This is a genomic window from Nocardia carnea (genome assembly GCF_029868855.1).
In the GTDB taxonomy this organism is placed as follows: domain Bacteria; phylum Actinomycetota; class Actinomycetes; order Mycobacteriales; family Mycobacteriaceae; genus Nocardia; species Nocardia carnea_A.
Window position 1 is genome coordinate 14,113 of the sequence record NZ_JARWOV010000077.1, and the last position, 24,722, is coordinate 38,834.

Genomic DNA, 24,722 nt, shown 5'->3' on the forward strand with positions numbered 1-24,722 from the left:
TTTATCCGGGCGCTCACGGCATTGGCTCAGCGTGATTCGTTTCTGTCGACTCCGTGGCCGGGAGGTCCGGTCGCGGGTTCGTCCCCGCGGGTTTCCAGCCGAGGGCGGGGGCGATGAGTTCGACGGTGTCGTGCAGGATCTGCTCGTAGTCGTCCCGATGGAATTCGTAGGGCAGTTCGAGACGTAGTTCGGTGGTGTGGGCAAGCACCGGGTCGGCGCGTAAGCGTTCGACTATCTGCTCGGCGGGGCCGGCCAGATCCGGCGCGAACAGGATTCGCCGTTCGCCTTGCGGGGCAAGGGTTCGGTCGTGCCGGGCGGCCGCATACTGCCGGTAACGTTCCCGGGTCGCGCGGCCGGCGCTGTCGAAGGGGACGAGTACCCGGCCCACCGCCACCCTGGCCGGCCGGGACGGATCGATGTGGCGGCGGTAGTCGTCGAGCAAACTCAGCTGGGTGGTGGCGAAATCGTCGCTGTGCTCGCCGAATACGATGTTCCCGGTGAGCAGATTGAGCCCGGTCTCCCCGGCCCAGCGCACCGAGCGGGTACTGCCGCCGCCGTACCAGAGCCGGTCGATCAGCCCGGGGCTGTGCGGTTGCAGGCGGGGGCGCTGGGTGTTGCCGGGGGAGTGGATCACCGTATCCGGGCCAGCCAGGTAGTTGCCGCGCAGATTGTCCATCAGCCGGGTGATCCGGCCGTAGGACAGGTCGTAGCTGCGCCAGTCGCCGTCGAAGACGAGATCGCCGATCAGGTCCGCGTGCGGCGGGGTGCCCGCGCTGAAACCGGGTTGCAGCCGCCCACCGGAGAGTACATCGGCCATCGACAGATCCTCGGCCAGCCGGAACGGGCTCTCGTAGCCGATGGGGATCACCGCGGTTCCCAGCTCGACCCGGCTGGTGCGCTGGGCGGCGGCGGCCAGGAACACCGCCGCCGACCCCACGCCGTGCTCGAGATGCCGCTGCCGGATCCAGGCACCGTCGACACCGAGGCGTTCGCCGTATTCGAACAGCCGCAGGGTGTCCTCGAGCCCGGCGGCGGGATCACCGTCGGGATAGTTGCCGGGAGTGAGCAGCGCGAGTTTCGTGATCGACGGTTCGCCGGCGGCCATCGGATCAGCCGCGCTTGTAGGGGATCTTCTCGCCCGCCTCGATCGCGACCGGCAGCCGGTTCTCGGCCGGCGGTAGCGGGCAGGTCGCGAGATCGGTGTACGCGCAGGGGAGATTGACCGCGCGGTTGAAGTCCAGGGTCACCGCGCCGTCGGATTCGGGTGGCGGGAGCTGGAGTACGCGGTTGGCGGCATAGGTCGTCACACCGGAGGTCGCGTCGGTGAACAACACCGTCAGGTACCCCGGTGCCTTCCCGGGAAACGCGGTGAGCCGCAATTCGTGCCCGTCCAGTTCGAACTCGATCTGCCCGGGTGCGTCGTAGACGTGCTCGAGTCCTTCCACCGCGGCACCCACCGTGGTCGGCCGCGGCTCCGCGAAAGCCGTGTACCGCCCGCCGACCACCCACTTCGGATCCGGAGCGTAGGCGGGGGTGCCGCGGAAACCGGTGCGCAACGGGTTGTCCGGGTGCCGCGGGCGGACGATATCGTGCCCGCCGCGTTTGGCGACCTCGATCACCGCGTCACCCCAGACCGCGTTGATCCCACTCCGTTCCGGGATGACGCCGAACCGGTGTGTGCCGCGCACCGGATTCCCGTCGATCAGCAGCTCCTCGTCGTCGTCGAGCACCACCGTGACCCCGTCGGGTCCGGTGGACCAGGCACCCGGCGCGCCGGGGAACCGCTGTGGTGCCGCGGTGAGCCAGTGCAGGCCGGTGACGGCCAGGAAGCCGTGCGGATCGGCCAGGTTCGTTTCCTGCTGCCGATGCCAGTCCTGCCATTCGGCGGTGAAGGTATCGGCCGAGGCCGCGGCTGTCGTCATGAATATTCCCTCCGAATCGGGGGCGAGACCGTGCTGCGATCATCCGCCGCGGTGGCCGAAGGAGAAACGTTTCCGCTCGGCCTGATTCTGTGCCCGCAGGCGCCGGGCACCGAACCACACCATGAGCACCAGCGTCGCCGGATACGGTGCCGCGCACTCCGCGACTTCCGCCGATACGAAGGTCGCCGCGACCCTGTCCGGAGCGGGGAGATCGTGCCGTACCAACCGCGGCCTCGGCCGGGCCGAGTTCGTCCGGTCGTACGGCTAGGGCCTGCTCGGCTGGCCCGATGGGTCACTTCTTCGCGATACGTCCCGGTGCAGGAGCGCGCTCCTACCGAAACCGGTTGACCGGTAGCTCTTATAGCGCCTCTATGTTGCTCCTCGGAATCGGGTAGTCGACGTGCTGGACGAAGACACGCTCCAGGCGTTTCTCGCCGAACTCGTCCACGATGTCATCGTTGATCAGGTAATCGGGGTCGTGGTCGAGTAAGTACGCGACTGTGCTGCTGCCCTCACTGGTCGGCGGCTGGAGTCTCAGGTAGTCGAAAACGCCCTTGCTGGCATTCGCCCGCCAGAATCGCGGTGTCAGCAGGTCTTCTTCCGAGAAGAAGTCCCAGCCGGTGACCGTCACCGCGCAGAAGAAGTCGAATTCGGCTCCGGCAAAGTAGCGTTCGGCGTGTTCGAGGATACGGCCGAGATGAGCGACGGCCGCCCGAATCAGCACACGATTGCGTTCGACAAGCGAAAGCTCGTCCAGGAAAGCGATTTGGGAATAGGTCGTGAAGAGCGGAAGCTCGTCGAAATATCCGTTACACGTCATCAACCCGTCGAAGTCCAGTAAGTCGACCACAGCCAGCAGCCGCTCGAAGGCGCCTCGGAATCGGGGGTCGACCTCAACCGTCACGGTGCCTCGCCGACAGGATGGCCGCGGGTGCGTGCGCGACGAACTGCGATTTGCGGACCGACCAGGTGCGCAGTAGCTGCTGCTCCAGATGGACATCTTCGGGCCGGGAGGTTGTGGATGTGGGTGTGCCGGATGATATGGATCGACCTCACGATTTCCTTTCTACCCTCGGATGGGCGGCAGGCGGCTACCGTTCCCACCCCCGAATGCATGTTCGAAGAGTACCGCGTCTGCGCCGGTAGGGCGGGTCGGATAGAGGGCCCGACAGTCTCAGCTCAAAAATGGGATCATCTGGGCGAGAAGGTCTTCGGGCCGGTCGAGTGGGATGATGTGCAGTCCGGATACCGTGCGCTTCGCCGCGTTGCGCAAGCGGATTCCCGGGGTCTCCCAGAAGATGTTGTCGCAGACCCTGCAAGGTCTGGTCGCCGACGGGCTCGTGACCCGGTGCGTCGAGAACAATGTGCCACCGCAGGTGCACTACGGGCTCACCGATCTCGGGCGATCGCTCGAGAAGCGGCTCGCCGCGCCGCGGGACTGGGCGGAAACCCATATGCGGCCATCGCCGAGTATCGGTCCGGATCCGCCGAGGGCAGTGGCTGATTCAGCCGCCGCCCGAGGCGAAGGGGCTGGGACCGAACCACTTCGGAAAGCCCGGGTCGGCGCGAGAACCGCTGCTGTATCCGGCCAAGAGGGCGACAGGGATATCGCGGTACACCGGAAAAGGGAGCCCTGATCATGTGGCAGTTCGGCGCGGTACTGGCATTCCTGGACGGGCTCTTCAAAGCCGTTGTGGGCCCGCAATACGGCAGTAACGGTGGTCAAAGCAGCGGCCCTGTGATGCCCCGTCGAAGGACGGAGGAAAGGTGTCGGTGCGGGGAGTTACCGAACCGGATGATGCCGAGTGTTCCGATGTGCTCGGGTGCGGTGACAGCGTGATCTCCGCAGGATCAGCCGGCAGTGTGCTCCGGCAGGTTGATTTCGAGCCGGGCTCCGCCGCGGGGCGAGTTCGACAGCTGCGCGCTGCCGGCGCAGGTGCGGGCGGCTTCGGCGATGATGGCCAGGCCCAGTCCGGCGCCGCCGTGGGTGCGGCTGCGGTTGTCGTCGCGACGTTCGAATCGGCGGAACAGCCGGTCGCGGTCGTGCTCGGGGACACCGTCACCGTCGTCGTCGACCCACAGCACGACCTGTCCGTTCGCGCAGCGCAGTGTGAAATCGACGCGGCTGTGCGCGTGGCGGCGGGCGTTGTCGGTGGCGTTGCGCACGGCCCTGGCCAGGAGTCTTTCGTCGGCGAAAACCCGGGCCGGTCCAACGGCCGCGGTATCGGTGGTGATACCGAGCCGGCGTAGCCTGCCCGCTTCGGCGAGCACGATATCGTCGAGATCGACTTCGCCGCAGCTGTGGCCGGTGCCTTCCCCCAGCCGGGCGAGTAGCAGGAGATCGTCCACCAGGTCGTGGAGCCGGGCGGCCTCGCTGTCGACGACCTCGGCCAGCGACGCGAGATCGGTCGCGCCGGGATGGTGCAGCGCGACCTGTGCGTGCTGGCGGATGGCGGCCACCGGCGAGCGCAGTTCGTGCGAGGCGTCGGAGACGAACCGTTGCTGTGCCCGGTGTGCGGCCTCGAGGCGGCCGAGCATCCGGTTCATCGTCGCGGCCAGCCGTGCGACCTCGTCGTTCCCGGCGGGCGGATCCACTCGCCGGGAAAGATCCGCGCCGAGGGATTCGACGTCGAGCCGGATGCGCTCGACCGGCCGGAGCGAGCGGCCCACCACCGCCCACATCAGTGCCGCGACGAACGCGCTGACGGCGGGCACCGCGACGGCCAGCAACAGGGCCGCCGAGCGCACCGCGTCATCGGCGTCCGCGAGCGAGCGCGCGACGACGACGGACTGGATCGCGCCCGACGGCAGCGTGATCGGCGCCGAGTGCACGACATAGTCGGCCCCGTCGAGGGCGAAGCGTTCCGCGGACGGTACCGGCAGTACGGGGCCGGTGGCGGAGTCGCCCTCGGCCGTGGTGATCACGCGACCGTCCTGCTGGAGCTGGACGATGACATTGTCGACTTCCGAGACCGGTAACAACGCGGTGTTCGTGCCGTCGCGGAGCCGGTGCTGTGCGTCCGCGGCGATCTGGTCGGCCTGGATATCGGCCGCGTTCGAATGCGCTGTGACCAGAGTATGGCGGAACAGCATCAGGAAACTCACCGCACCGACTGCCAGGACCGCCAGGACGACAGCCGTGGTCGTCACCGTGATCCGCACCCGTAGCGAGGGCAGACCCAGGCTAGGCATCGGGCATCAGCCGGTATCCCGCGCCACGGATGGTGCGGATGGTGTCGACGCCGAACGGTTTGTCGATCTTGGCTCGCAGGTACGCGATGTACACCTCGACGATATTGGAATCACCGTCGAACTCTCCGTGCCAGACGCCGGCCAGAATATCGCTCTTGGACCGGATCACGCCCGGCTCCCGGGCGAAGAACGCCAGAATCGCGAACTCCCGGGCCGTCAACCGAATCGGAGTATCGCCGCGCCGGACCTCCCGGGTGGCCGGGTCGAGACACAAGCTACCCACGTGCAGTGCGGTCGGGCGTTCCGGACGTCCGCGCCGGATCAGAGCCCGGAGCCGGGCTACCAGGACCGGGAAATCGGCGGGTTTGATCACGTAGTCGTCGGCGCCGGTGTCCAGGCCTTCTACCTGATCCCATTCACCGTCCTTGGCGGTGAGCATGAGGATCGGTGTCCAATTTCCCTCGTCCCGCAAAGTCCGGCACACCGCGTATCCGCTCATACCCGGCATCATCACGTCCAGCACCAGCGCGTCGTAGCGGACCTCACCTGCCCGCCACAAGCCGTCGGTCGCGTTGTATGCCAGATCGACAGCGAAGCCCTCGGCCTGCAGCCCCCGTCTGAGCCCGTCGGCGAAACGGATCTCGTCATCGACCACCAATATGCGCACGCCGCCCAGTATGAGCAGAACCGCCGTTAATGCTGGCTTAAGCATCGGCCCGGCACCATGGCCGCGGCCGTTCGCCTCGGGCTCCGAGGTGTCCCGGCCCTCGGACACCGGATCGCTGTGGCCCCCGGCCGGCTGGGGCGCAACGGGTTTCCGGGCCGCCGTGAAACAACAGGAGAGAAGGAGTATTGCGGGATGGGCGTGACCCTCGCCAAGGGCGGCAATGTATCGCTGTCGAAACAGGCACCGAATCTGACCGCGGTGGCGGTCGGTCTGGGCTGGGATGTCCGATCGACCACGGGTGCCGAGTTCGACCTGGATGCCAGCGCCCTGGCGACCGGACCGGATCAGAAGGTCGTCTCGGACCGGCATTTCGTGTTCTACAACAATCTGCGTTCCCCGGAGGGCAGCATCGAGCACACCGGCGACAACCTCACCGGTGCAGGCGAGGGCGACGACGAGGTGATCAATGTCGACCTGGCCGCCACGCCACCCACGATCACCAGCATCTTCTTTCCCGTCTCGATCCACGACGCGAACGCACGGCAGCAGTCGTTCGGGCAGGTCCGCAATGCGTTCATCCGGGTCGTGGACCGGACGACGGGTGCGGAGTTGGCCCGTTACGACCTGAGTGAGGACGCCTCGACCGAGACCGCCATGGTCTTCGGTGAGCTCTACCGTCACGGTGCGGAGTGGAAGTTCCGCGCGATCGGCCAGGGATACGCCTCCGGGCTGGCCGGAATCGCCCGCGATTACGGCGTGAACCTCTGACGTCGGCGGCGATCGAAGGAGCACTCAGCTGATGAGCATCGACTACACCACGGTAACCCCGGGCGGACTGGGTAAACGCGCTGCCGCCCGCTTCGTCGACTGGATAATCGCCGCTCTCGTCGGGGCAATCCTGTTCTGGCTGTTGAACAAATCTGCCCACACACCCGGATGGGTTTCCATCCTCCCCGGCGCGGGATTCGGCTTCCTGTACTTCCTCGGATTCGAGGTCACCACCGGCTCCACGCCCGGGAAGAAACTGCTGGGTCTGCACGTGAATGGGGCGGGTGGGGAGCCCAAGCCCAGCCTGAAGCAATCCGCGTTCCGCAACGCGTACATGTTGCTGAACCTGATTCCCTGCCTCGGCAGTGTGCTGTGGTTCGGTGCCGCCCTGGGAATCGCCGTCACTGTGAGTTCCAGCTCCACCAAACAGGGCTGGCACGACCGTTTCGCCGACGGCACCCAGGTCGTCGAAACGCCGTAGCGGGGGAGGTGGGTCGGCGTTCGGTGGCCGAACGTCGCCTCGGCACCGTGCTCCGGGGTATCGGGGTCAGCGGCGGAGGACCTTGCGGGCCAGCCAGTTGCCGAGGAACTGGATGCCCTGCACACCGGCGATGATGAGCAGGGTGGCGACCAGGGTGACCTCCCAGTCGAAACGCTGGTAGCCGTAGACGAGGGCGAAATCGCCGAGGCCGCCGCCGCCCACCGTGCCCGCCATCGCGGACATGTCGACGATGGCGATGATGATGAAGGTGTACCCGAGGATCAGCGGGCCCAGGGCCTCGGGGATGAGCAGGGTGAGGATGATTCGTAGCGGTCCGGCGCCCATGGCGCGGGCGGCTTCGATCACGCCGGGATCGACCGTGACCAGGTTCTGTTCGACGATCCGGGCGATGGCGAAGGAGGCGGCCACGATCATGACGAAGGCGGCCGCTTCGGTGCCGATGGTGGTACCCACGACCTCCAGCGTCACCGGGCCCAGGGCGGCGAGCAGGATGATGAACGGGATCGGCCGCACGATATTGACGGCCACGTTCAACAGCCAGTGGATCGGGGCGTTGGCGAGCAGGCCGCCCTTGCGGGTGGTGTAGAGGGCGGTGCCCAGGAAAAGGCCGATGAGCCCGCCCACCACGAACGTGAGCAGGACGAGATAGACGGTGGTGCCGATGGCCTCGGTGAGCAGTGGGCGCAACTTGTCCCAGTCGGTGTGCATGCGGTGTTCTCGCTACCGTTGTCCGAGTTGGGTGATCACCTTGTCGACGGCGGCGTCGGGTCCGTCCAGCGCCAGGGTGATACTGCCGAAAGTTTTGTCCTGCAGGGTGCTCACACCGCCGTACACCACTTCGAAGCGCACGCCGGACTGCGCGGCGGTGGTGAGCGCGGGGCCGATACCGCGGGAGTCGTCGATATCGACGGTTACCAGCCGGCCCCGGTGCAGTTCGCTCAGCCGGCGCAGCTCGTCGGGTGCGGGCCGGTTGTGCAGGACGGTGTCGACGAACGAGCGGGTGGGCGCCGAGCGCGGGGCGGCGAAGACGTCGAAGGTGTTCGCCAGCTCCACGATCCGGCCCTCGGCCAGCACCGCGACCCGGTCGGCGACCGCGCGGATCACATCCATCTCATGGGTGATGACCACGATAGTGACACCGAGCTCGGTATTGATGCTGCGCAGCAGGCGCAGCACCTCGCCGGTCGTCTCGGGGTCGAGCGCGGAGGTGGCCTCATCCGCCAGCAGCAGCGCGGGGGAAGTCGCCAGCGCCCGGGCTATCCCGACCCGCTGTTTCTGCCCGCCGGAGAGCTGGTCGGGATAGCTGCGGGCCTTGTCGGACAGTCCCACGAAGTCGAGGAGTTCGGCGAGCCGTTCCTTGCGTTTCGCCCGCGGCCACCCGGCCACTTTCAGGGGGTACTCGATATTGCCGGCCGCGGTGCGGGAGCGGAAGAGATTGAACTGCTGGAACACCATGCCGATATCGCGGCGCAGGTGCCGCACCCGGGCCTCCGGCACGCCCGTGATCGGTGCTCCGGCGATGTCGATGGTGCCGCTGGTCGGCTTCTCCAGCGCGTTGATCAACCGCACGAGCGTGCTCTTACCCGCTCCCGAATAACCGATCACGCCGAAGATCTCGCCCTGCTCGATCCGCAGGTCGATGTCGGCCAGTGCGGTCTGCTCCTGCTTACCGGTGCGGAAAACTTTGGTCACCGACCGGAATTCGACCGCGGGAACGCTCCCCGGGCCGCCCGGGTTGCCGCTCACTGCCCGTCGCGGATGGTCTGCTGTACCCGCTGCAGGATCGGCGCGAGCTCGGCTCCGGTGCGGCGCACCTCCACCGAGGTGCCCTTGGAGGATTCGGCGACCGCCCGCTGGACCTCGGGGTCGTGCCAGATCTCGACGAGCCGCTGGTAGGTCGGGTTGTCCTTGTCCTCGGCGCGGGTGACGAAGGCGTTGATATACGGTTCGGCGCCCGGGCTCTCCGGATCGTCCTTGTAGAGCGCGGAGAGCGGGTCGATACCCGAGCGCTCGAGGAATGTGTTGTTGATGATCGAGGCGTCCACCGATTCGAGTGAGAGCGCGGTCTGCGCGGCGTCGACGGGGGTCACCTTGACCTTGGATGCTCCCCGGTCGATATCGGCGGGGGAGGGGGCGAGGGTGTCCGAGGACAGTTTCACCAGTCCCGCCGCCTCCAGTACGAACAGCGCCCGGGCCTGATTCGACGGATCGTTGGGGACCGCGATCTCCCCGCCCGGCGGGATATCGGCCACCGATTTGTGTTTCTTCGAGTACAGGCCCAGCGGCACGATCTGGGTGGCGCCGATCGGGGTGAGATCCGCGTTGTCGGCGACGTTGTACTCGCCGAGGAACTGCAGATGCTGGAACAGGTTGATATCGATCTGCCCCTGTGACAGCGCGATATTGGGCTGGGAGTAGTCGGAATAGTTCGTGATCTCCAGCGTGATGCCCTGCTCCTGCGCCTTCCGCTCGAAGACGTCCCACTCGGGACTGCTCTCGGTGGTGCCGATCCGCACCACATCGCCGGACTCGGATTCACCACCGCAGGCGGTGAGGGTCAGCACCGCGGCCACCAGCACAGCGGGGATCGTCAGTAACCGAGGGAATTTCAACCCGTGCTCCCGAATACTCGTGGCGATATCGACGCGGTAATCCCAGCCGCCCTGCCCGGGTGGCGGCAATGGTTCGGATAGTGCTGAACCAAAACCTGGTTCGGTCCGTGGGGCCTGGTTATTTTGCGCAGGTTCCGGGGCCGGGCAGCCCAGGGGCGCCCTGCGTACCCGCGATGCTGTCCGCCGGACCGCGGCCACGCCGGGACGAGCGTAGCGGAATACGGCTACGCCGTGCCCCGGCACGGCGCACACCGGGTTCGGCTCGAGTCGATCAGGATCGGCGACCGGGCACGGGCCGGTTGTTAGCGTCGCCGGTATGGACCTGGAACTGGATGGGAAACGCGCGATCGTCACCGGCGGCAGCAAAGGGATCGGGCTGGCCGTCGCCCGTGGGCTCGCCGCCGAAGGGGTGGATGTGGTGCTGGCGGCGCGTTCGGCCGAACCGCTCGAGGCCGCGGCGCGCGCGGTGGCCGGCGAATCGGGGCGGCGGGTACTCGCCGTGGCTACCGATACCGGTGACGACGAGCAGGTCCGGGAGCTGGTGCAGCGCACTGTCACGAAGCTGGGCGGAGTGGACATCCTGGTCAATGCGGCGGCGGCACCGTGGAGCGCCGGGTCGGTCGCGGGTCTCGCCGACACCACCGACGACGTGGTGCGCCGGGAGATCGAGATCAAGGTTCTCGGCTATCTGCGGACCGCCCGCGCGGTGGCGCCGCATTTCGTGGCGCAGGGCTGGGGCCGGATCGTCAATATCAGCGGGCTCGGTGCCCGGCAGGCCAATTCCATCGCGCAGACCGTCCGCAATATCAGTGTGGCCGCGGTGACCAAGAATCTGGCGGACGAACTCGGCCCGCACGGCGTGAACGTGACGGTCGTGCATCCGGGACCGACCCGGACCGAACGCCTCACCCAGCGGTTGACCGCGCAGGCCGCCGAATCCGGAAAGCCGGTCGCCGAACTCGAAGCGGAACTCGCGAAGAACACCGTGGGCCGGATCATCGATGCGCGGGAGGTCGCCGATGTGGTGACCTTCCTCGCCTCACCGCGCAGTATCGCGATCACCGGCGACGCCGTCGCGGCGGGCGGCGGAGTCCCCGGGCCGGTGTACTACTGACCTATACCGGTCGCGATTCACGCTCCGGCGGCCCGCGGCGGTACCAGGCGCAGGCCGGGGCCGGCCGCGGCGGAGCGGTCGAGGAGCCAGATCGCGAGGCTCTGGTCGGCATCGTTCTCCAGTATCTCGACCGGGACGTCGACGGCGCCGAGTTCGGGATGGTCGAACCGCAGGACCTTGGATACCGGCAGGCCCGCGCCCTGCGGTCGCCAGCGGGCCGCGAAATCAGGGTTTTTGCGCAGCGTGGCGATGGTGTCGCGCAGGACCGCGTCGCCGGGCCGGCGCAGGGTGGCACGGCGTAGCAACTCGGCGAAGGTATCGGCGGCACCGGCCCAGTTGCGCAGCATCCGCCGTGCCTGCGGATGCGAATAGACGTAGTGGGCGAGGTTCACGCTCTCCCGCTGGTCCAGCAGGCCCAGCGGGCGGGCGAAATCCTCCCATGCCGAATTCCAGCCCAGCACATCCAGCCGCAGGCCGAGGACGAACGCCGGGGTGGGGTCCAGCGACCGCAGGACCGTCTCCATCGTCTCCGAGACCTGCTCGCGGGCCGGTGGTGGCGCCGGGCAGCGGGCCTCGTGGCCGCTGGTCATCGCCAGCCAGCCGAAGATACTGCGTTCTCCTTCGTCGAGCAGCAGCGCCTCGGCGAGCGCTTCGACCACCGCGATCGACGGGTTGGTATCGCGACCCTGCTCCAGCCGGGCCAGATAGTCGGCGCTCACCCCGGCCCGGACGGCCACTTCCTCGCGCCGCAGCCCCGGGGTGCGGCGCCGGCCGCCGCCGGGCAGGCCGAGATCGGCGGGACGCAGCTCGGCGCGCCGTCCGACCAGGTATTCCGCGAAGGCGTTGCGGGGCATTCCACCATGGTGCCGTGCCGCGGCGAGCTCAGCCACGCCCTGACAGTGCGGGGATAACCAGGGTCTGGCCGGCGGACCGCCGTCCGGAGATGGTGGGTCTCATGACGACAACACCGCACACCTCCACCACGATCCTGCGCGCCGGTTCGTGGGCCCTCGATTCCAGCCACTCGTCCGTGGCGTTCAGCATTCGCCACCTGGGTATTTCCAAGGTCCGTGGCCGGTTCGGCCGCTTCGACACCCGGTTCGAGGTCGACGACTCGGGCGCGGCCACCATCGGCGCGACCATCCACCTCGATTCGTTCGACACCGGAAATTCCGACCGCGACGCGCATATCCGCACCGCGGACTTCCTGGACGTCGCCAATCGCCCGACCCTCAGCTTCCGCGCCACCGAGCCGGTGCAGGTCGCCGAGCAGTTCACGGTCGCCGGCGAAGCCACACTGGGCGCGCTCACCGCACCGGTCACCCTGGCGGTCGAATGGGGCGGTGTCGGCGATTTCGGTCCCGACGGTGAACGGCACGCCGGATTCTCCGCGACCGGAACCGTCAAACGCTCGGATTTCGCCGTCGGCGCCGCGCTGCCCGGATTGTTGAGCGATACGGTGCAGATCGAACTGGAGATCCAGCTGATCGAACCCCGCTGACCAGGGCGAGGACGTCGTCGGCAGCATCGGTTTCCCGACCTCCGACGCCGCCTGCTTGGATGACAGGCGCCCATCGATCTCGACAGTCGCGCCCACATCATGCGGTACCGGAACATCGTCGACGACCGCCCTGCCCGGGACCGACCGTATCGCCACGGGCCTACTGTGTCCACCCCGTGGCGCCCGTCCCGGAATCGGCGGTCCGGCACCGGGGGCACGGCGGCGGGTCACCGGCGGTCGAGCAGTATCCGGGACAGCGAATCGAGTGCATAGCCGATGATGCCGATCACGACGATCACGGCCATCACCTGGTCGTATGCCAGCTGGTCGCGGGCGTTGAGGATCTGGTAGCCCAGCCCGGAACGCACACCGAGCATTTCCGCGGGTACCAGCACCACCCACGCGATCCCCAGCGCCACCCGGAAACCGGTCTGCACCTGACCTCGGATCGCGGGCAGCACCACTGACGACAGCTGTTCGCGCCGCGACGCCCCGAACGAGCGGGCCACCAGGAGCAGTCCGGGGTCGATCGCCCGCACACCCGCCGCGGTGTTGAGCACGATCGGCCAGACCGACGCCGCCGCGACGAGGAAGATCACCGGCTGATTCCCGATCCCGAACAGCGCGACCGCGATCGGCGCCCAGGACAGCGGGGAGATCATCCGCAGGAACTGCACCACCGGGGCCACCGCGTGCTCGGTGGCGGCGTGCAGGCCGAGCAGCAAGCCGAGCGGGACGCCGACGGTGACCGCGATCAGCAGTCCCACCAGCAGCCGCCACATACTGACCGCGATATCGGGGAGCAGGACTCCGCGGTCGAACAGTTGCGCGGCCGCGCCGGGCACATGCTGCGGCCCGAATTCCCGCAGTAGCGAGCCGGGCCCGGCCACCAGATCGGTGAGCACCCACCACAGCAGTACCGCGAGTGCGACGGCGGCGAGCCGGGGCAGCCAGGTAGGGGTCCGGGGCCGGGTGACGACGGTGTTCACGATGGGTCGATCTCCTCGATACGGGTGAGCCGGTCCGGTAGCCCGAACGCGGCCGGGCCGCCCGCCCGGTCGAGTGCGGCGCGGACGAAGCGGTCGTCGACGAGCTGTTCGTGGACCCGGTCCGGGTCGAGGGCGGACAGGAAGCGGGTGTCACCGTCGACCACGGTGTCGTGCATGGCGGCGACCAGCGCGGTGGTGAAACTCGGAAAAGGGAAGGGCTGGAAGCCGATCCGCTGCGGCCGCCACTCCGGATGGCGGACCGGTAGCTCGTCGGAGTAGGTGAGGGCCTTGGTGATCGCCGGTAGCGGCTGCGGCAGATACCTGCCCGCCAGCTGTTTCGCGGCCGCGGGCCGGTCGGCGCCGATCCGCTGCTGAGCGGCGACCACCACATCGGCGACAGCCTGCGCGGCCGCGGGCCGCCGGTCCACCAGATCCTGCTGCACCACCAGCGCGCAGCAGGCGTGGTCGCGCCACAGGTCCCCGAGGAACCGGTGGATGCGGCCTACACCCTTGATTTCGGCGGCGGCATTGAACGGGTCGGCGACGGTGAACGCGCTGATCGAACCGTTCGCCAGCGCGGGAACCATATCCGACGGGCTCATCACCACCAGTTCCACCGTGCCCGCCGACCGCGACGCCGAACCACGGATCACCGGCCGTAACCCGTTCGCGCGCAGCAACTGCTGGATCACGATGTTGTGGATGGACCACCAGAACGGGATCGCGACCTGGGTTCCGGCCAGCTGCCCGAGTTCGGTGATGCCGGGCGCGACCGTCAGCGCCGATCCGTTGGTGTGGTTCCAGCCGAGGATCCGCGCCGGCGCGCCGAGGCCGAACTTCAACTGCACCGCCATCGGCATCAGCAGATGCGCGATATCGACCTGCCGGGTGAGGAACGCCTCGGCCAGCGACGCCCAGCTGCGGAACAGCACCGGTTCGGCGAAAGCAACTGGCGCACTGCCCCGTTCGGCGACGAGTAGCGGAGCCGCGTCGGTGATCGGCAGATAGCCGATGCGGAGCCGTTCACCGCCGGTGCCGCGCCGCTGCGCCGCGGCCCGGCCGAGGTCGGCCATTCCGGCGAGACCGCCCGCCGCAACCAGTCCGGCGCAGCCGCAGAGCAGTCCACGCCGCGAGATCGACGGCCCGCTCATACCGTCACCGACGAATCCCGGTAGCGGTCGATGATCCGCTGCCGCAAGCTGTCCCGTTCCCCGCTGTCACCGAGCCCGGTGAACTCTTCGCGGACCGTTCCGCCCGGCCCGATCAGCACGATCCGGTCGCCCAGCCGCAGCGCCTCGTCGATATCGTGGGTGACCAGCACGGTCGTGCAGCCGATATCGCGCACCAGATCGGCCAGCCAATCCTGGAGATCCGCGCGGACCGCCGGGTCGAGCGCACTGAACGGCTCGTCGAGCAGGAGCAGCTGTGGTCGCACCGCCACCGAACGGATCACCGCGACCCGCTGCGCCTGCCCGCCGGAGAGCTCGTCGATGCGGCGGCCGGCGAGACCGCCCAGCCCGAATCGTTCGAGCAGCCCGTCCGCGTAGCCGGGATCGAAACTCGCGCGGTGCCGGGCGAAGCGGGCACCGAACCGGACGTTGTCGCGCACCGAGAGCCACGGCATCAGCAAAGGCTGCTGGAAAACCATTCCGATGGCCGGGCTCTCGGTCGGGTCGGTGCCCCAGGTGATCTCCCCGGCATCGAGCCGGTCCAGTCCGGCGATCACCCGCAGCAGGGTCGATTTCCCGCTGCCGCTGGCGCCGAGCACCACGAGCAGTTCGCCCGTACCGATCCGGAGATCCACGCCGTCGAGGACGGGTGCGCCGCGGCCGGAATAGGTTTTGCGGGCATCCGCTAGTCGTACTGCGACAGTTCCCACCGCAACTGGCCTTCCGAAGGAGATTGGACGGGGAGAAAGGCGGCTTCCCGGAACCGCCGGTTGGTGCCGCAGCGCAGCGCGTAGCCGGCGCCGCCGCAGAGCGTGGATTCCAGCCGGGTCGCCTCCACCGCCAGCCGAGCGGCCGCGAGTCGCAGCCGCAGTAGCTCGGCCGGTGGCGTCGCGTGGGCATCGGCGGCGTGGTCGTAGAGGGCCTGCCGGGTAGTGGCGTAGCGGTCGGCGAGGACGCGGTATTCGTCGCGGAACTGGGCACCGAGCCCGTCGAGGCGGTGCCCGGACTCCTGTATCGCGGTGCCGGCGATACCGGTGCAGAACGCGGACTGCAGCAGCAGGAACACCGGCCGGATCGCACCACAGAAGCCGGGCAGGTCCGCGGTGACGAGCTGATCCGGGCGAACCTCGACCTGTTCGAAGGTCAGTGCTGTGGAAGCGGTGGCACCGAGAGCGAGCAGTTCCGGTGCCGGACGGATACGGACGCCTTCGGTATCGGCGTCCACCACCCCGACCCGTCCCCGTCCGTCGCTGCCGCGGAACGGGAAGACGATCACCGAATCGCGGAAAACGTTGGAGGCCCACGCGATCGGTCCGCGGACCCGGTCTCCTTCGGCTCCTTCCGCCCGCAACGGCAGCTCGCCGAGTCCTGCCAGGTGTTTCAGCGCGGCGGCCATGGCGGTGACCCCGATGCGCCGGCCGGAGGAGAGTTCGCCGAGATACCGGTCCCGGACCGATTCGGGTGCGCGCCAGAGGTATTCGAGTGTCATCCGCTGAGCCCAGAGCGAGAAGCCCGCCGCTAGACTTTCCGCCGCGACCTGCTCCACCACCTCGGTGATCTCGCGGATATCCGAATCGCCCAATCCGGCCGACAGCAGACCCTGCCCGCCGATTTCACCGATATCGGCGCGGATATCGGTACGGCCCTCGTCGAGGTCGGCGGCGCGGTCGCGGACGAATCCGGTGACGGCGGACAGGGCGGTGACAGTGGCGGTCATATCCGCGGATCCGCCAGTTCGTGCAACCGGTCCACCGGGGTGTTCACCGCATCGCGGGCCCGGCGCACCGCGGCCTCGTCGGGCGCGTCGTAGAAGCACAGGCATTTGTCCATGTCCTCGCGGACGTAGGTGCGCAGGAAACTCACCTCGGGTACATCGGCGTATTTGGGTGCGTTCGCCTTCTTCCGCGCGAGGTAGGTGTCCATATCGATCTCGGCGGGGATATCCCATTCGACGAGGTATCCCGCGGTGGGTCGCGCGGCCTTGATGGCCGCCAGCTCGGCGCCGACCAGCCGGACCTGGTGCGGCCCGTCGACAGTGTCCGCGAGTACTTCGGCGGCGGGCAGCTCGGGCGCACGGCAGTCGGCGAATTCGGTGATCGCGAAGATACGCGAGGCGCCGCCGGTGACCTGTGCCTCGATCAGCGCACCGCCTTCTTTCTCGGCGCGTGCGCCGAACTCCTCGATGGTCCGGTGCGCGGGACCGGTGGGCACGAGCTCGTACAGGTACAACGACATGGGCAGCTGCCTCCAACAGTGGAATCTGCGAATGGACGCGACCGCTCGCGGCGGCCGGCGGTGAGATGCGCGAAAGATAGGGCCCGTGGGGACGAGCCGGATCAGCGCTGGTGACGACAGGCAGCGGTGGCCACGCGCACGAGGTCCACGTGCAGGCGGCGGGTGAGGTTGCTGCGGGTCACTGTTCAAGACTAACCTTAGACAGAACGATCTGTCTATACGTGGAAATGGTTATGGTGGGGACGTGGCCACAACAACGGAGTCGGCGGTGTCCTCGGCGGACCGCCGCGGCAAACCCACCCCGGCGCAACGCCTGCTGGACACCGCGACCACCCTGTTCGCCCGGTACGGTATCCGCGCGGTCGGTATCGACCGGGTACTGGCCGAGGCCGGGGTGGCGCGGGCCAGTATGTACTCGGCCTACGGATCCAAGGACGCACTGGTCATCGCCTATCTGGAAAATCTCGATCAGCGTGATCGCGCCCGCTGGAGCGAGGCTGTCGCCGAAGTGGCGGATCCGGGCGACCGGATCCTCACCTTCTTCGACCTCGCGCTGGCCTCCGCCCCGTCCCGCGGTTTCCGCGGTTGCCAATATGCCAATGCCGCAACGGAATTCCCGGACGAGGCGCTCGCGCCCGTGATCGCGCACCGCCGCTGGATGCTCGAAACCCTGACCGAACTGCTCGAGGCCTGCGACACCCCGGAGCCGGCTGCCCTGGCCCGCCGCATCCAGCTGATCTACGACGGTGCCCTCGCCGGTTCCAAACTCGAGCATGCGATCGAGCCGCTACAGATGGGCCGGGCACTCGCCGCCGGACTTCTCCAGCAGCGATGAAGCGCGCACAGTCGCCCGGGCCCGGAAAGCAGGCCTGCTGCGGTCGGTCACGGGGACGCGTGGGCGGTGTAGATGTGCTGGGCGACCTCGTCGCGCATGGCGGTGAAGCCCGGGTCCGCGCGCAGTGCCGGGAACGGCGCGTCGCCGAGGCCGGCTTTGAGGGCGGTGGGACGGTCGTAGATGACGCGTCCCGGCCGGGTGCCCATGACCAGTACCCGGGTGCCCAGCAGGAGCGCCTCGTCGATGCTGTGGGTGACGAACAGGATGGTCTTGCGGCGTTCCCGCCACAGCGCGAGCAGCTCGCCCTGAAGGTTCTCCCTGGTCAGGGCATCCAGAGCGCCGAAGGGTTCGTCCATGAGGATGATCCGCGGATCGTTGATCAGGACCCGGGCGATCTGGGCGCGCTGCTGCTGGCCGCCGGAGAGTTCGTAGGGGCGGCGGCTGCCGAGGTGGTCGAGGCCGACCATGCTGAGCAGGCGGTCGGCCTCGGCCGTGCGCTGGGCGCGGGCGATCCCGCGGACCTTCGGGCCGAATTCGACGTTCTGCCGGACCGTCAGCCACGGATACAGGGCGGGTTGCTGGAACACCACGCCGCGATCCGGGTCGGGTCCGGTGACCGGACGGTCCCCGACGCGCACCGTGCCCTGCGTGGGCTCCAGAAATCCGGCCAGGAGTTTCAGCAGAGTCGTCTTTCCGCACCCGGAAGGCCCGACCACACAGACGAATTCGCCGCTCTCGATGGTCAGATCCGTCGGCGCGAGCACCTGGGTGGGTCCGTCGGCGCCCGGATAGCTCTTGGCCACCCCCGTGAAGGTGACCCGGTGGGCGGTTTCGCTCATTGCGCGGCCCGGGCCGCGTCCGAGTAGAGGGCGGCCCGGTAGTCCTGTTCGCTGCCGACCGCCTCCACACCGCCCTGATTCAGCAGGAACCGCGCGGTACTGCGCAGGTTGCCGGCGAATTCGCCGCCCAGATAGCGCGGTCCGGCCTGCTCGGCGGCGGTCGGATAGGTGTATCCCGCCAGCTGCGGGAACGCCTGTTGCGGGTCGATACCCAGCTGCGCGCCCACCGACACGGCCGCGTCCTGCGGATTGTCCCGCAATTGCCCGATGGCGTAATTCTGGACCTTCGCCCAGACTGCCGCGAAATCGCTGTGCCGGTCCAGGAATGCCGTGGTCGCGGCGGCGACATCGAAGGTGGCCGAGCCCGCGGCGGCGGTATCGGCGCTGGAGGCGATGACTGTACCGTCCGCCTCGATGAGTTTCGGCAACGTCGGCGCCCAGACCCAGGCGGCGTCGATCTGATTACCGGTCCAGGCGCCGGGGATGGCCTCGGGCTGCAGGTTGACCAGATCGACCTGACCGGTCAGCCCGGCTCGGTCGAGCGCGGCCAGCAGACTGTAGTGCGCGGTGCTGCCGAACGGGGTCGCGACCCGTTTCCCGCGCAGACCGGCGACCTCGGTGATCGGCGCCTTGGCCACCAGTGATTCGGATTCCCCGATCACATCGTGGATCCACAACACCCGCACCGGCAGGTTCAGCGGCGCCGACACCGCTTTCGTGGCCGGGCTGGACCCGAGCGTGGCGATATCGACACTGCCCGCACCGAAGGCCTGCACCACATCGGCGCCGGAGGCGAACCGGCTCCAGGTGATGGTCGCGTTCGGTAGGCAGGCCTCGAGCAGGCCGCGGTCCTTCACGTACAGGTCGGCATTGGGGATCGCCTGATAGCCCAGGCGCGCGGTGGCGGTGATCCCGGTGTCCGGTTCGAACGGGCAGGTCGCGCCGCTCGGCGTACCGGTATCGCCGCGGCCGGATTCCACGCATCCAGCGGCGGCGAGCGCCAGCGCCAGCGCCAGAACGGTACGCAATATGCGTGTCATACCTTGCCCTTCCAGGGAACTGCCGCGTCACCGGCGAGTTTGATGATCGAATCGAGAACCAGTGCCGCGCAGCCGATCACGATGATGCAGGCGATGGTCAGCGGGGTATCCAGCTGCGTTCCGGAGATATAGGCGAGACCGCCGATACCGGGTATGCCGTTGTTCAGTTCGGCGGCGACGACGGTGGTCCAGGCAAACGCGGTGGCGATGCGGATACCACTGATCACTTCGGGCAGGGTCGCGGGGAGGACGACCCGGAGGATCACCTGCCCGCGGCCGGCGCCCAGCGACCGGGCGGCGTCGAGATAATCCTGCCGGACCCCCGCGACACCGTTGAGGGTGGCGATCGCGATGGGCGGGAACGCCGCCAGGAACAGCAGCCAGATCTTCGACACATCGCCGATACCGAACCAGACGATCAGCAACCCGATGTAGCCGAGCGGCGGCAGTGCGCGCAGGAAGTTGAGGATCGGTTCGGTGATCAGCCGGACCGGTGCCAGCATGCCCATGACGAACCCGATCAGCGGTCCGGCCACAACTGCCAGCCCGACCCCCACTCCGATCCGTTGCAGGCTGGCCACCAAGTGCTCCCAGAGGTAGTAGTCCTGCGCGCCGATCACCATCCGGTCGACACCGGGCGCGATCGGATGCCGGGTACCGGCCCGCACGAACGCATCCCATACGGCGCCGGGCGACGGGAGGTACAGCGGGTCCACCAGCCCGGCCGCCGTCGCCAGCACCCACAGCCCGAGTACCAGCGCGAGGGCGCCGAGCCGGGTCAGTGCGGGACGAACCAGCGAGCGGTAACCACGCCGGGCTGTCTTATCCGGCGCCTCCGTGGGGGATTGCACCGGTGTTGCTGTGGCGGTCATCGTTCACACCACACAATTCGCCCCGAGTCGGCCACACCGTTCTCCATACCTCCGCCCGACCAGGGCTGCCGAGCCGACCAGCGGCGATCGGCACGAGCGGCGACGCTACCGACTCGGTTCGGTAGCGGGAAGAGTTGAACGCGCCGTGAGCGAAATCCGCTCCACCGGCGGGCCTGAACTCAGCCCCTCCGGCCGCTGATCGAACCCAGGAAACGCCAGGTGGCGCGCTCGTCCTCGGCGCCGCCCAGATCCGTCTGGGTGATGAGGAATTCGGTGGCGCCCGCGTCCACGTAGCGGCGCAGTTGCGCCTCGACCTCGGTTTCGCTGCCGGTGACCACCAGATCGGCCGCGCTGGCGACACCCTCCCGGTCCAGCACCGACCGATAGGACGGGATCGCGTCGTAGAACGCCATCCGTTCGGCCGCCTCGGCGCGGACCCGATCGGGGTCGGCGGTGACCACCACCGCGACCCCCGTGATCACCCGCGGCCGGGGACGTCCGGCGGCGCGGGCGGCCTTCTCGACCCGGGGCATGATATCGTCGCCGAGGGCCCGTGGGCCGGCCAGGAACGGGACGATTCCGTCGGCGAGTTCACCCGAGACCGCCAGCGCCTGTGGTCCCATGGCGGCGACGACGATATCGGGATTCTCGCCGCCGGCGACAGCGGCAGGAAGCCGTGGGGCGGCCGTGACCGTCTCTCCGGTGAAATCGACCGTGCCCGTGGTGAGTACCGAACGCAGGACGGTCAGGTATTCGCGCAATCGGCGGATCGGGCGGTCGGTGGGAACCCCGAACGCCGGTTCTTCCAGGTCCCGCGCCCCGAGGCCGAGTCCGAGTGTGAAGCGCCGATGACTGGCGGCGTGGGCGGTCTGCGCCTGGCTCGCGACCACCAGCGGATGCCGCGGATTGATCGGTACCACCGAGGTGCCGACGTGCAGCCCGGGAACCGCGGCGCCGACGACGGCGGCGACGGACAGCGAGTCGAAGTCGAAACGCTGCGCGAACCAGACCCGGTCGATTCCGGCGCGTTGCACGAAACGCGACCGCTCCAGTAGATCGTCGACGGTATTCGCCGCCGCGGGGTCGGGATTGAGCGCGATACCGATCGGTGCGGTGAGTGCCATATCCGCCGCAACCGGCCGGATGGCGTGCGCTATTCCGGCCCGGGCAAATGCAATCATGCCGAATCGCAACGGTGACAGGCGGCGTGCTTTCTGATAGAGGATCCGGCCGCTGTCGTTCAGGGATACCCGACCGGCAGTCACGGACCCGGTTGTATCCGCGGACCCAGCTGCCGGTGGCCCTCGCTCAGCCTCGTCGGTGTGAGTGTCGGCGATTGCCGCGACCGACCCCGGGAGTGCAGCCATCGGATTCGGTCGCCACCGACGGACCTGCGGGCGGTGCTCCCGTGCGGCCGCCATCGGCCACTGCACGGTGATCGTCGACCGTGCAAGAACTGTCCGGCAATTGTGCCGCCGGTATTGCGTCGTGCGGAACCGGATCGGCGGATGCGCAGCAATCACCTCGAGCGCAACGGTTTTTCGCCCGGCGAAGCCGCCATACTGTCGGGCGGTGGTATCGCGCAGCAGCCCTCGGCGACATCTGAAGACGGTGACCGGAGTCAGCGGTGGGACCGATATCTACGCAGCAGCGGTGGACCCGGCGCGCTCGACGCTGGATACCGCGATCACCGTCGCGAAGATCGCCGAGGAGCACAAGTTCGACGCGCTCTTCGCGGCCGATCTGCTCGGTTTCGGCGCACAGGGCGCGATCGGAGCGCAGGAGCCGCTGATCTACCTCTCGGCGCTCAGCGCGGTCACCTCACACATCGGGTTGATCGCCACCGTCACGACCACATTCCACCACCCGTACAACCTCGCGCGGTTGTTCGGCACGCTCGACCATGTGAGCAACGGCCGCGCCGCCTGGAACGCGGTGACGTCTTCGCTGGGGGAGGAGAACTACAGCGATCTGGAGTTGCCGAGCCCGGAGGAACGGTACGCGCGGGCCGCGGAATCACTGGAGGTGGTGCACGCCCTGTACGACTCCTGGCAGCCGGGGGCACTCGGGCCCGACGGCCGTGGCGGTGCCGTACTCGACCCCGCGTTGGTCCGGCCGATCGAGCACCGTGGCCGCTACTTCGCCGTGCGTGGACCACTGAACATCCCGCCTCTACCGCAGCGCCGGCCCGTGCAATTCCAAGCCGGTCAGTCGGCCGCCGGCGTCGAACTCGGTGCCCGTTTCGCTGAAGTCGTCTTCACCTCCCTCACCACGCTCGACGATGCGCTCGCCTACACCCGCGGCATCCGGGCCCGCGCCGGGGAACTGGGGCGCGCGCCGGGACTGCCCTATATCTTCAGTTCGTTCCACGCCACTTACGGTGCTTCCGAGGCCGAGGTCGCGCGGCTGGTCCGCGAACAGGAGGAATCCTTCGACATCGAAGCGGGGCGCCGGCTGCTGGCGGATATGCTCGGCGGTGGTGTCGACCTGACCGGCCTTCCGCTGGATCGTCCGCTGCCGGAAACGCTGCTGCCGGATGTGGATTCGGTTAACCGCAGACGCGGCCGGGTGGAAATCTTCGCCCGCCTCGCCGCCTCGGGGCTCACCCTGCGCGAACTCATCCTGGAATCTCGGCACACCGGCCACTGGTCGGCAGCGGGCACCCCCGAGCAACTGGCCGACGCCATCGAGGAACGCTATCGCGCGGGTGTTCTCGACGTGGTTTCGCTGGGTGGCCTCGACGATCCGCGCACGCGGGATTTCGTGACCAACGGACTCCTTCCGGAATTGCGCCGCCGGGATATCGTCGGCTCCGACTACCTGGGCGCGACGTTCCGCGACAATCTCGAACTACCACCGCTGCCCGCGCGCGCACACGAACCGGTCGCGGTGTCGTAGGTGTCGAACCCGGCCGCGCCCGGTTTCGGCCTCGCTTGCCGGGATCGGCACTGTGTCGGGACCCGACCCGCCTGCCGACGGCATCGCGTACCCGGTGATTGTCCGCGGTGAGCATCTGCGGCCGTCGCGTACCGGCCGGGGTGGTCGCACACCTGGTAGCGCGACCTGTCACCGAGCGCGCCGAGTGGGCCCCAGGGTATGACTGTTCGGGTGCCCGGCCCTGCCCCTGCCGCCGGGTTCGCGGCGGCGAGTGGCACCGACCCCAACCAGACAGTGGAGTGCTGATATGCCCGTCGATATCGAAATCCTGACCGACCCGGCGCACCTCTGGGCCGCGCAGCAGGTGTTCCGGACCGCGATGGTCGGGGTGCCACTGCTGGAATCGGGAGACGCCGGAGAGCTGAACGAACCCGGCCGTACGTTCGGTGCGCGGATCGACGGTGAACTCGTCGGGACCGTCAATTCGTACACGAGCTGGCTGGTCGTGCCGGGCGGGCAGCGGGTACCGCATGCCGCGGTCACCCATGTCGGTGTCCTGCCGACGCATGCCCGGCGGGGAATCGCGTCGGCGTTGCTGCGTCACCAGCTCGCCGATACCGCGGAGCGCGGCGAGATCGTCGCCACGCTGCGGGCCACTCAGGGCGGTATCTACGAACGGTTCGGTTACGGAGTCGCCGGCTCGGCCGCGCGGCTGGAGATCGACCGGCGGCGTGCCCGGCTCCGCGATACCGTGCCGGAGTCGGGCCCGGTGCGGTTGCTCGCGCCCGCCGACGCGTGGGAGGTGCCCGCGAAGATCTACGCCACGGCCGGGGTGTCCTGGGTCGGGGCCATCGACCGGCCGCCGCAGTGGTGGCGGCTGCTGCAGGTGAAGGGCGGCCGCGGGCATGTGGCCGTGCACGGCGAACCCGGCGCCGAGGACGGTTTCGTCCGCTACCACGGTGCCGAATCCGCCGGGTGGGTGCGTAGCCCGCAACGCACGGTGGTGGTCGACGATCTGGTCGCGACCACCCCCGCCGCCTACCTCGGGCTCATCCGGCATCTACTGGCCGCGGATATCGTCGATTCCGTGGTGATCCCGGTGGCGGCACCCGATGCGCCGCTGCGGCATCTGCTCACCGACGAGCGGGCGGTCGGCGTCACCGATATCCGCGACGAGACCTGGTTGCGGCTGGTCGACGTAGCCGCCGCATTACAGCGGCGTGCCTACAAACCCGGCCTGCCGGTGGTTCTCGGAGTCACGGACCCGGTCTTGCCGGCCAACAACGCGACCTTCCGGATCACCGAGAACGGCGCGGCCGCCACCGACGCCGCCGCCGATCTCAGCACCGATATCGCCACCCTTGCGGCCGCCTATCTCGGCGGTACGCCGTGGCGTCATCTGGCGCTCGCGGGCCGAGCTGTGGAGCACCGCCCCGGCGCCGCGTCTGCCGCGGATACGTTGTTCGCGGTGGACGATCACCCGTTCAGCGGAACGTACTTCTGACGGTATCTGCTCGGGCGTCGGCGTCGCCGGTTCGCTCTCTGAGGAGAGGGCGAAGGCAGGTTGCCGGCGTCGACAGAGGTGACC

The 24,722-nt window shown here is 68.5% G+C and carries 28 protein-coding genes; 9 read left to right on the top strand and 19 right to left on the bottom strand.

All coding sequences use genetic code 11. The features are described 5' to 3' along the window. Positions 1-13: 13 nt before the first annotated feature. Entirely contained in the window at positions 14-1,105 is a 1,092-nt protein-coding gene (locus tag QH195_RS06705) for an LLM class flavin-dependent oxidoreductase (protein WP_280434726.1), read from the bottom strand. A 4-nt stretch (positions 1,106-1,109) separates the two neighbouring features. Beyond that, positions 1,110-1,922 (bottom strand): DUF1684 domain-containing protein, encoded by an 813-nt coding sequence (locus QH195_RS06710; RefSeq protein ID WP_280434727.1) that lies wholly within the window; start codon positions 1,920-1,922, stop codon positions 1,110-1,112. A 121-nt stretch (positions 1,923-2,043) separates the two neighbouring features. Here QH195_RS06710 and QH195_RS06715 point away from each other — a divergent pair, with 121 nt between their 5' ends. Next, on the top strand, positions 2,044-2,190 hold the full coding sequence (locus tag QH195_RS06715; protein ID WP_280434728.1) for a hypothetical protein: 147 nt from the start codon (positions 2,044-2,046) through the stop codon (positions 2,188-2,190). A gap of 90 nt (positions 2,191-2,280) precedes the next feature. Here QH195_RS06715 and QH195_RS06720 read toward each other — a convergent pair whose 3' ends face one another. Continuing rightward, positions 2,281-2,826: an Imm15 family immunity protein gene (locus tag QH195_RS06720; protein WP_280434729.1), complete on the bottom strand. Its 546-nt coding sequence runs from the start codon at positions 2,824-2,826 to the stop codon at positions 2,281-2,283. Between the two features lie 328 nt (positions 2,827-3,154). Here QH195_RS06720 and QH195_RS06725 point away from each other — a divergent pair, with 328 nt between their 5' ends. Further along, positions 3,155-3,559, top strand: a complete 405-nt coding sequence (locus tag QH195_RS06725; RefSeq protein WP_280434730.1) for a winged helix-turn-helix transcriptional regulator — start codon at positions 3,155-3,157, stop codon at positions 3,557-3,559. 214 nt (positions 3,560-3,773) lie between these two features. On the opposite strand, the gene QH195_RS06730 is transcribed toward QH195_RS06725, so the two are convergent. Both QH195_RS06730 and QH195_RS06735 read right to left on the bottom strand, forming a co-directional pair. Further along, a complete protein-coding gene (locus tag QH195_RS06730) occupies positions 3,774-5,114 on the bottom strand; it encodes a sensor histidine kinase (protein ID WP_280434731.1) in 1,341 nt (446 codons plus the stop codon). Further along, entirely contained in the window at positions 5,107-5,781 is a 675-nt protein-coding gene (locus QH195_RS06735; RefSeq protein ID WP_280422298.1) for a response regulator transcription factor, read from the bottom strand. Before QH195_RS06735 ends, QH195_RS06730 begins: the two co-directional genes overlap by 8 nt. 192 nt (positions 5,782-5,973) lie before the next feature. On the opposite strand from QH195_RS06735, the gene QH195_RS06740 reads away from it, so the two are divergent. Both QH195_RS06740 and QH195_RS06745 read left to right on the top strand, forming a co-directional pair. Then, on the top strand, positions 5,974-6,549 hold the full coding sequence (locus QH195_RS06740) for a TerD family protein (RefSeq protein ID WP_280422297.1): 576 nt from the start codon (positions 5,974-5,976) through the stop codon (positions 6,547-6,549). A gap of 31 nt (positions 6,550-6,580) precedes the next feature. Then, positions 6,581-7,030: an RDD family protein gene (locus tag QH195_RS06745; RefSeq protein WP_280422296.1), complete on the top strand. Its 450-nt coding sequence runs from the start codon at positions 6,581-6,583 to the stop codon at positions 7,028-7,030. 66 nt (positions 7,031-7,096) lie between these two features. Here the strand turns inward: QH195_RS06745 and QH195_RS06750 are convergent, their stop codons facing one another. Genes QH195_RS06750 through QH195_RS06760 form a run of 3 tightly spaced genes read right to left on the bottom strand, consistent with a single transcriptional unit; the run spans position 7,097 to position 9,663 of the window. Beyond that, positions 7,097-7,759, bottom strand: a complete 663-nt coding sequence (locus QH195_RS06750) for a methionine ABC transporter permease (RefSeq protein WP_280434732.1) — start codon at positions 7,757-7,759, stop codon at positions 7,097-7,099. A gap of 12 nt (positions 7,760-7,771) precedes the next feature. Continuing rightward, positions 7,772-8,797 (bottom strand): methionine ABC transporter ATP-binding protein, encoded by a 1,026-nt coding sequence (locus QH195_RS06755; protein WP_280434733.1) that lies wholly within the window; start codon positions 8,795-8,797, stop codon positions 7,772-7,774. Next, positions 8,794-9,663 carry a MetQ/NlpA family ABC transporter substrate-binding protein gene (locus tag QH195_RS06760; protein ID WP_432278450.1) on the bottom strand — a complete coding sequence of 290 codons (870 nt, stop codon included), beginning with the start codon at positions 9,661-9,663 and terminating at the stop codon, positions 8,794-8,796. Before QH195_RS06760 ends, QH195_RS06755 begins: the two co-directional genes overlap by 4 nt. Positions 9,664-9,979: 316 nt before the next feature. On the opposite strand from QH195_RS06760, the gene QH195_RS06765 reads away from it, so the two are divergent. After that, positions 9,980-10,777, top strand: a complete 798-nt coding sequence (locus QH195_RS06765; protein ID WP_280434734.1) for an SDR family NAD(P)-dependent oxidoreductase — start codon at positions 9,980-9,982, stop codon at positions 10,775-10,777. Between the two features lie 17 nt (positions 10,778-10,794). On the opposite strand, the gene QH195_RS06770 is transcribed toward QH195_RS06765, so the two are convergent. Continuing rightward, complete coding sequence (locus QH195_RS06770) at positions 10,795-11,631, bottom strand: helix-turn-helix transcriptional regulator (RefSeq protein WP_280434735.1); 837 nt, start codon at positions 11,629-11,631, stop codon at positions 10,795-10,797. Between the two features lie 101 nt (positions 11,632-11,732). Between QH195_RS06770 and QH195_RS06775 the strand changes: the two genes are divergently transcribed. Next, positions 11,733-12,278, top strand: a complete 546-nt coding sequence (locus QH195_RS06775; protein WP_280434736.1) for a YceI family protein — start codon at positions 11,733-11,735, stop codon at positions 12,276-12,278. A 227-nt stretch (positions 12,279-12,505) separates the two neighbouring features. On the opposite strand, the gene QH195_RS06780 is transcribed toward QH195_RS06775, so the two are convergent. The 6 genes from QH195_RS06780 to QH195_RS35170 form a co-directional block, all read right to left on the bottom strand. Continuing rightward, positions 12,506-13,267: an ABC transporter permease gene (locus QH195_RS06780; protein WP_280420780.1), complete on the bottom strand. Its 762-nt coding sequence runs from the start codon at positions 13,265-13,267 to the stop codon at positions 12,506-12,508. Next, a complete protein-coding gene (locus tag QH195_RS06785) occupies positions 13,264-14,418 on the bottom strand; it encodes an ABC transporter substrate-binding protein (protein WP_280434737.1) in 1,155 nt (384 codons plus the stop codon). The genes QH195_RS06780 and QH195_RS06785 overlap by 4 nt, the downstream gene beginning before the upstream one ends. Continuing rightward, entirely contained in the window at positions 14,415-15,146 is a 732-nt protein-coding gene (locus QH195_RS06790; protein WP_280434738.1) for an ABC transporter ATP-binding protein, read from the bottom strand. Before QH195_RS06790 ends, QH195_RS06785 begins: the two co-directional genes overlap by 4 nt. Beyond that, positions 15,122-16,153 (bottom strand): acyl-CoA dehydrogenase family protein, encoded by a 1,032-nt coding sequence (locus tag QH195_RS06795; RefSeq protein ID WP_280434739.1) that lies wholly within the window; start codon positions 16,151-16,153, stop codon positions 15,122-15,124. Before QH195_RS06795 ends, QH195_RS06790 begins: the two co-directional genes overlap by 25 nt. Then, positions 16,150-16,671, bottom strand: coding sequence for a DUF4242 domain-containing protein (locus tag QH195_RS06800; RefSeq protein WP_280420783.1), 522 nt, complete (start codon positions 16,669-16,671; stop codon positions 16,150-16,152). The genes QH195_RS06795 and QH195_RS06800 overlap by 4 nt, the downstream gene beginning before the upstream one ends. Positions 16,672-16,772: 101 nt before the next feature. Continuing rightward, positions 16,773-16,853 carry a putative leader peptide gene (locus QH195_RS35170; RefSeq protein WP_356954177.1) on the bottom strand — a complete coding sequence of 27 codons (81 nt, stop codon included), beginning with the start codon at positions 16,851-16,853 and terminating at the stop codon, positions 16,773-16,775. Positions 16,854-16,915: 62 nt separating this feature from the next. Here QH195_RS35170 and QH195_RS06805 point away from each other — a divergent pair, with 62 nt between their 5' ends. After that, complete coding sequence (locus QH195_RS06805) at positions 16,916-17,506, top strand: TetR/AcrR family transcriptional regulator (RefSeq protein ID WP_280434740.1); 591 nt, start codon at positions 16,916-16,918, stop codon at positions 17,504-17,506. A gap of 47 nt (positions 17,507-17,553) precedes the next feature. On the opposite strand, the gene QH195_RS06810 is transcribed toward QH195_RS06805, so the two are convergent. The 4 genes from QH195_RS06810 to QH195_RS06825 form a co-directional block, all read right to left on the bottom strand. After that, positions 17,554-18,345: an ABC transporter ATP-binding protein gene (locus QH195_RS06810; RefSeq protein ID WP_280434741.1), complete on the bottom strand. Its 792-nt coding sequence runs from the start codon at positions 18,343-18,345 to the stop codon at positions 17,554-17,556. Further along, positions 18,342-19,385, bottom strand: coding sequence for a taurine ABC transporter substrate-binding protein (locus tag QH195_RS06815; protein WP_280434742.1), 1,044 nt, complete (start codon positions 19,383-19,385; stop codon positions 18,342-18,344). Before QH195_RS06815 ends, QH195_RS06810 begins: the two co-directional genes overlap by 4 nt. Further along, a complete protein-coding gene (locus QH195_RS06820; RefSeq protein ID WP_280434743.1) occupies positions 19,382-20,257 on the bottom strand; it encodes an ABC transporter permease in 876 nt (291 codons plus the stop codon). Before QH195_RS06820 ends, QH195_RS06815 begins: the two co-directional genes overlap by 4 nt. 179 nt (positions 20,258-20,436) lie before the next feature. Then, entirely contained in the window at positions 20,437-21,381 is a 945-nt protein-coding gene (locus tag QH195_RS06825; protein WP_432278449.1) for a TIGR03564 family F420-dependent LLM class oxidoreductase, read from the bottom strand. A 448-nt stretch (positions 21,382-21,829) separates the two neighbouring features. Here QH195_RS06825 and QH195_RS06830 point away from each other — a divergent pair, with 448 nt between their 5' ends. Beyond that, positions 21,830-23,155, top strand: a complete 1,326-nt coding sequence (locus tag QH195_RS06830) for an NtaA/DmoA family FMN-dependent monooxygenase (protein WP_280434745.1) — start codon at positions 21,830-21,832, stop codon at positions 23,153-23,155. A 286-nt stretch (positions 23,156-23,441) separates the two neighbouring features. Beyond that, a complete protein-coding gene (locus QH195_RS06835) occupies positions 23,442-24,638 on the top strand; it encodes a GNAT family N-acetyltransferase (protein ID WP_280434746.1) in 1,197 nt (398 codons plus the stop codon). The last annotated feature ends 84 nt before the right edge of the window (positions 24,639-24,722 follow it).

Bases quoted from the DNA above. Each gene is read 5' to 3' on its own strand.
- QH195_RS06750 (WP_280434732.1), bottom strand. From the start codon at position 7,759: ATGCACACCGACTGGGACAAGTTGCGCCCACTGCTCACCGAGGCCATC.
- QH195_RS06770 (WP_280434735.1), bottom strand. From the start codon at position 11,631: ATGCCCCGCAACGCCTTCGCGGAATACCTGGTCGGACGGCGCGCCGAG.
- QH195_RS06820 (WP_280434743.1), bottom strand. From the start codon at position 20,257: ATGACCGCCACAGCAACACCGGTGCAATCCCCCACGGAGGCGCCGGAT.
- QH195_RS06705 (WP_280434726.1), bottom strand. From the start codon at position 1,105: ATGGCCGCCGGCGAACCGTCGATCACGAAACTCGCGCTGCTCACTCCC.
- QH195_RS06835 (WP_280434746.1), top strand. From the start codon at position 23,442: ATGCCCGTCGATATCGAAATCCTGACCGACCCGGCGCACCTCTGGGCC.
- QH195_RS06810 (WP_280434741.1), bottom strand. From the start codon at position 18,345: ATGAGCGAAACCGCCCACCGGGTCACCTTCACGGGGGTGGCCAAGAGC.
- QH195_RS06715 (WP_280434728.1), top strand. From the start codon at position 2,044: ATGAGCACCAGCGTCGCCGGATACGGTGCCGCGCACTCCGCGACTTCC.
- QH195_RS06710 (WP_280434727.1), bottom strand. From the start codon at position 1,922: ATGACGACAGCCGCGGCCTCGGCCGATACCTTCACCGCCGAATGGCAG.
- QH195_RS06730 (WP_280434731.1), bottom strand. From the start codon at position 5,114: ATGCCTAGCCTGGGTCTGCCCTCGCTACGGGTGCGGATCACGGTGACG.
- QH195_RS06785 (WP_280434737.1), bottom strand. From the start codon at position 14,418: ATGAGCGGGCCGTCGATCTCGCGGCGTGGACTGCTCTGCGGCTGCGCC.
- QH195_RS06825 (WP_432278449.1), bottom strand. From the start codon at position 21,381: ATGGCACTCACCGCACCGATCGGTATCGCGCTCAATCCCGACCCCGCG.
- QH195_RS06725 (WP_280434730.1), top strand. From the start codon at position 3,155: ATGTGCAGTCCGGATACCGTGCGCTTCGCCGCGTTGCGCAAGCGGATT.
- QH195_RS06795 (WP_280434739.1), bottom strand. From the start codon at position 16,153: ATGACCGCCACTGTCACCGCCCTGTCCGCCGTCACCGGATTCGTCCGC.
- QH195_RS06765 (WP_280434734.1), top strand. From the start codon at position 9,980: ATGGACCTGGAACTGGATGGGAAACGCGCGATCGTCACCGGCGGCAGC.
- QH195_RS06815 (WP_280434742.1), bottom strand. From the start codon at position 19,385: ATGACACGCATATTGCGTACCGTTCTGGCGCTGGCGCTGGCGCTCGCC.
- QH195_RS06745 (WP_280422296.1), top strand. From the start codon at position 6,581: ATGAGCATCGACTACACCACGGTAACCCCGGGCGGACTGGGTAAACGC.
- QH195_RS06740 (WP_280422297.1), top strand. From the start codon at position 5,974: ATGGGCGTGACCCTCGCCAAGGGCGGCAATGTATCGCTGTCGAAACAG.
- QH195_RS06775 (WP_280434736.1), top strand. From the start codon at position 11,733: ATGACGACAACACCGCACACCTCCACCACGATCCTGCGCGCCGGTTCG.
- QH195_RS06800 (WP_280420783.1), bottom strand. From the start codon at position 16,671: ATGTCGTTGTACCTGTACGAGCTCGTGCCCACCGGTCCCGCGCACCGG.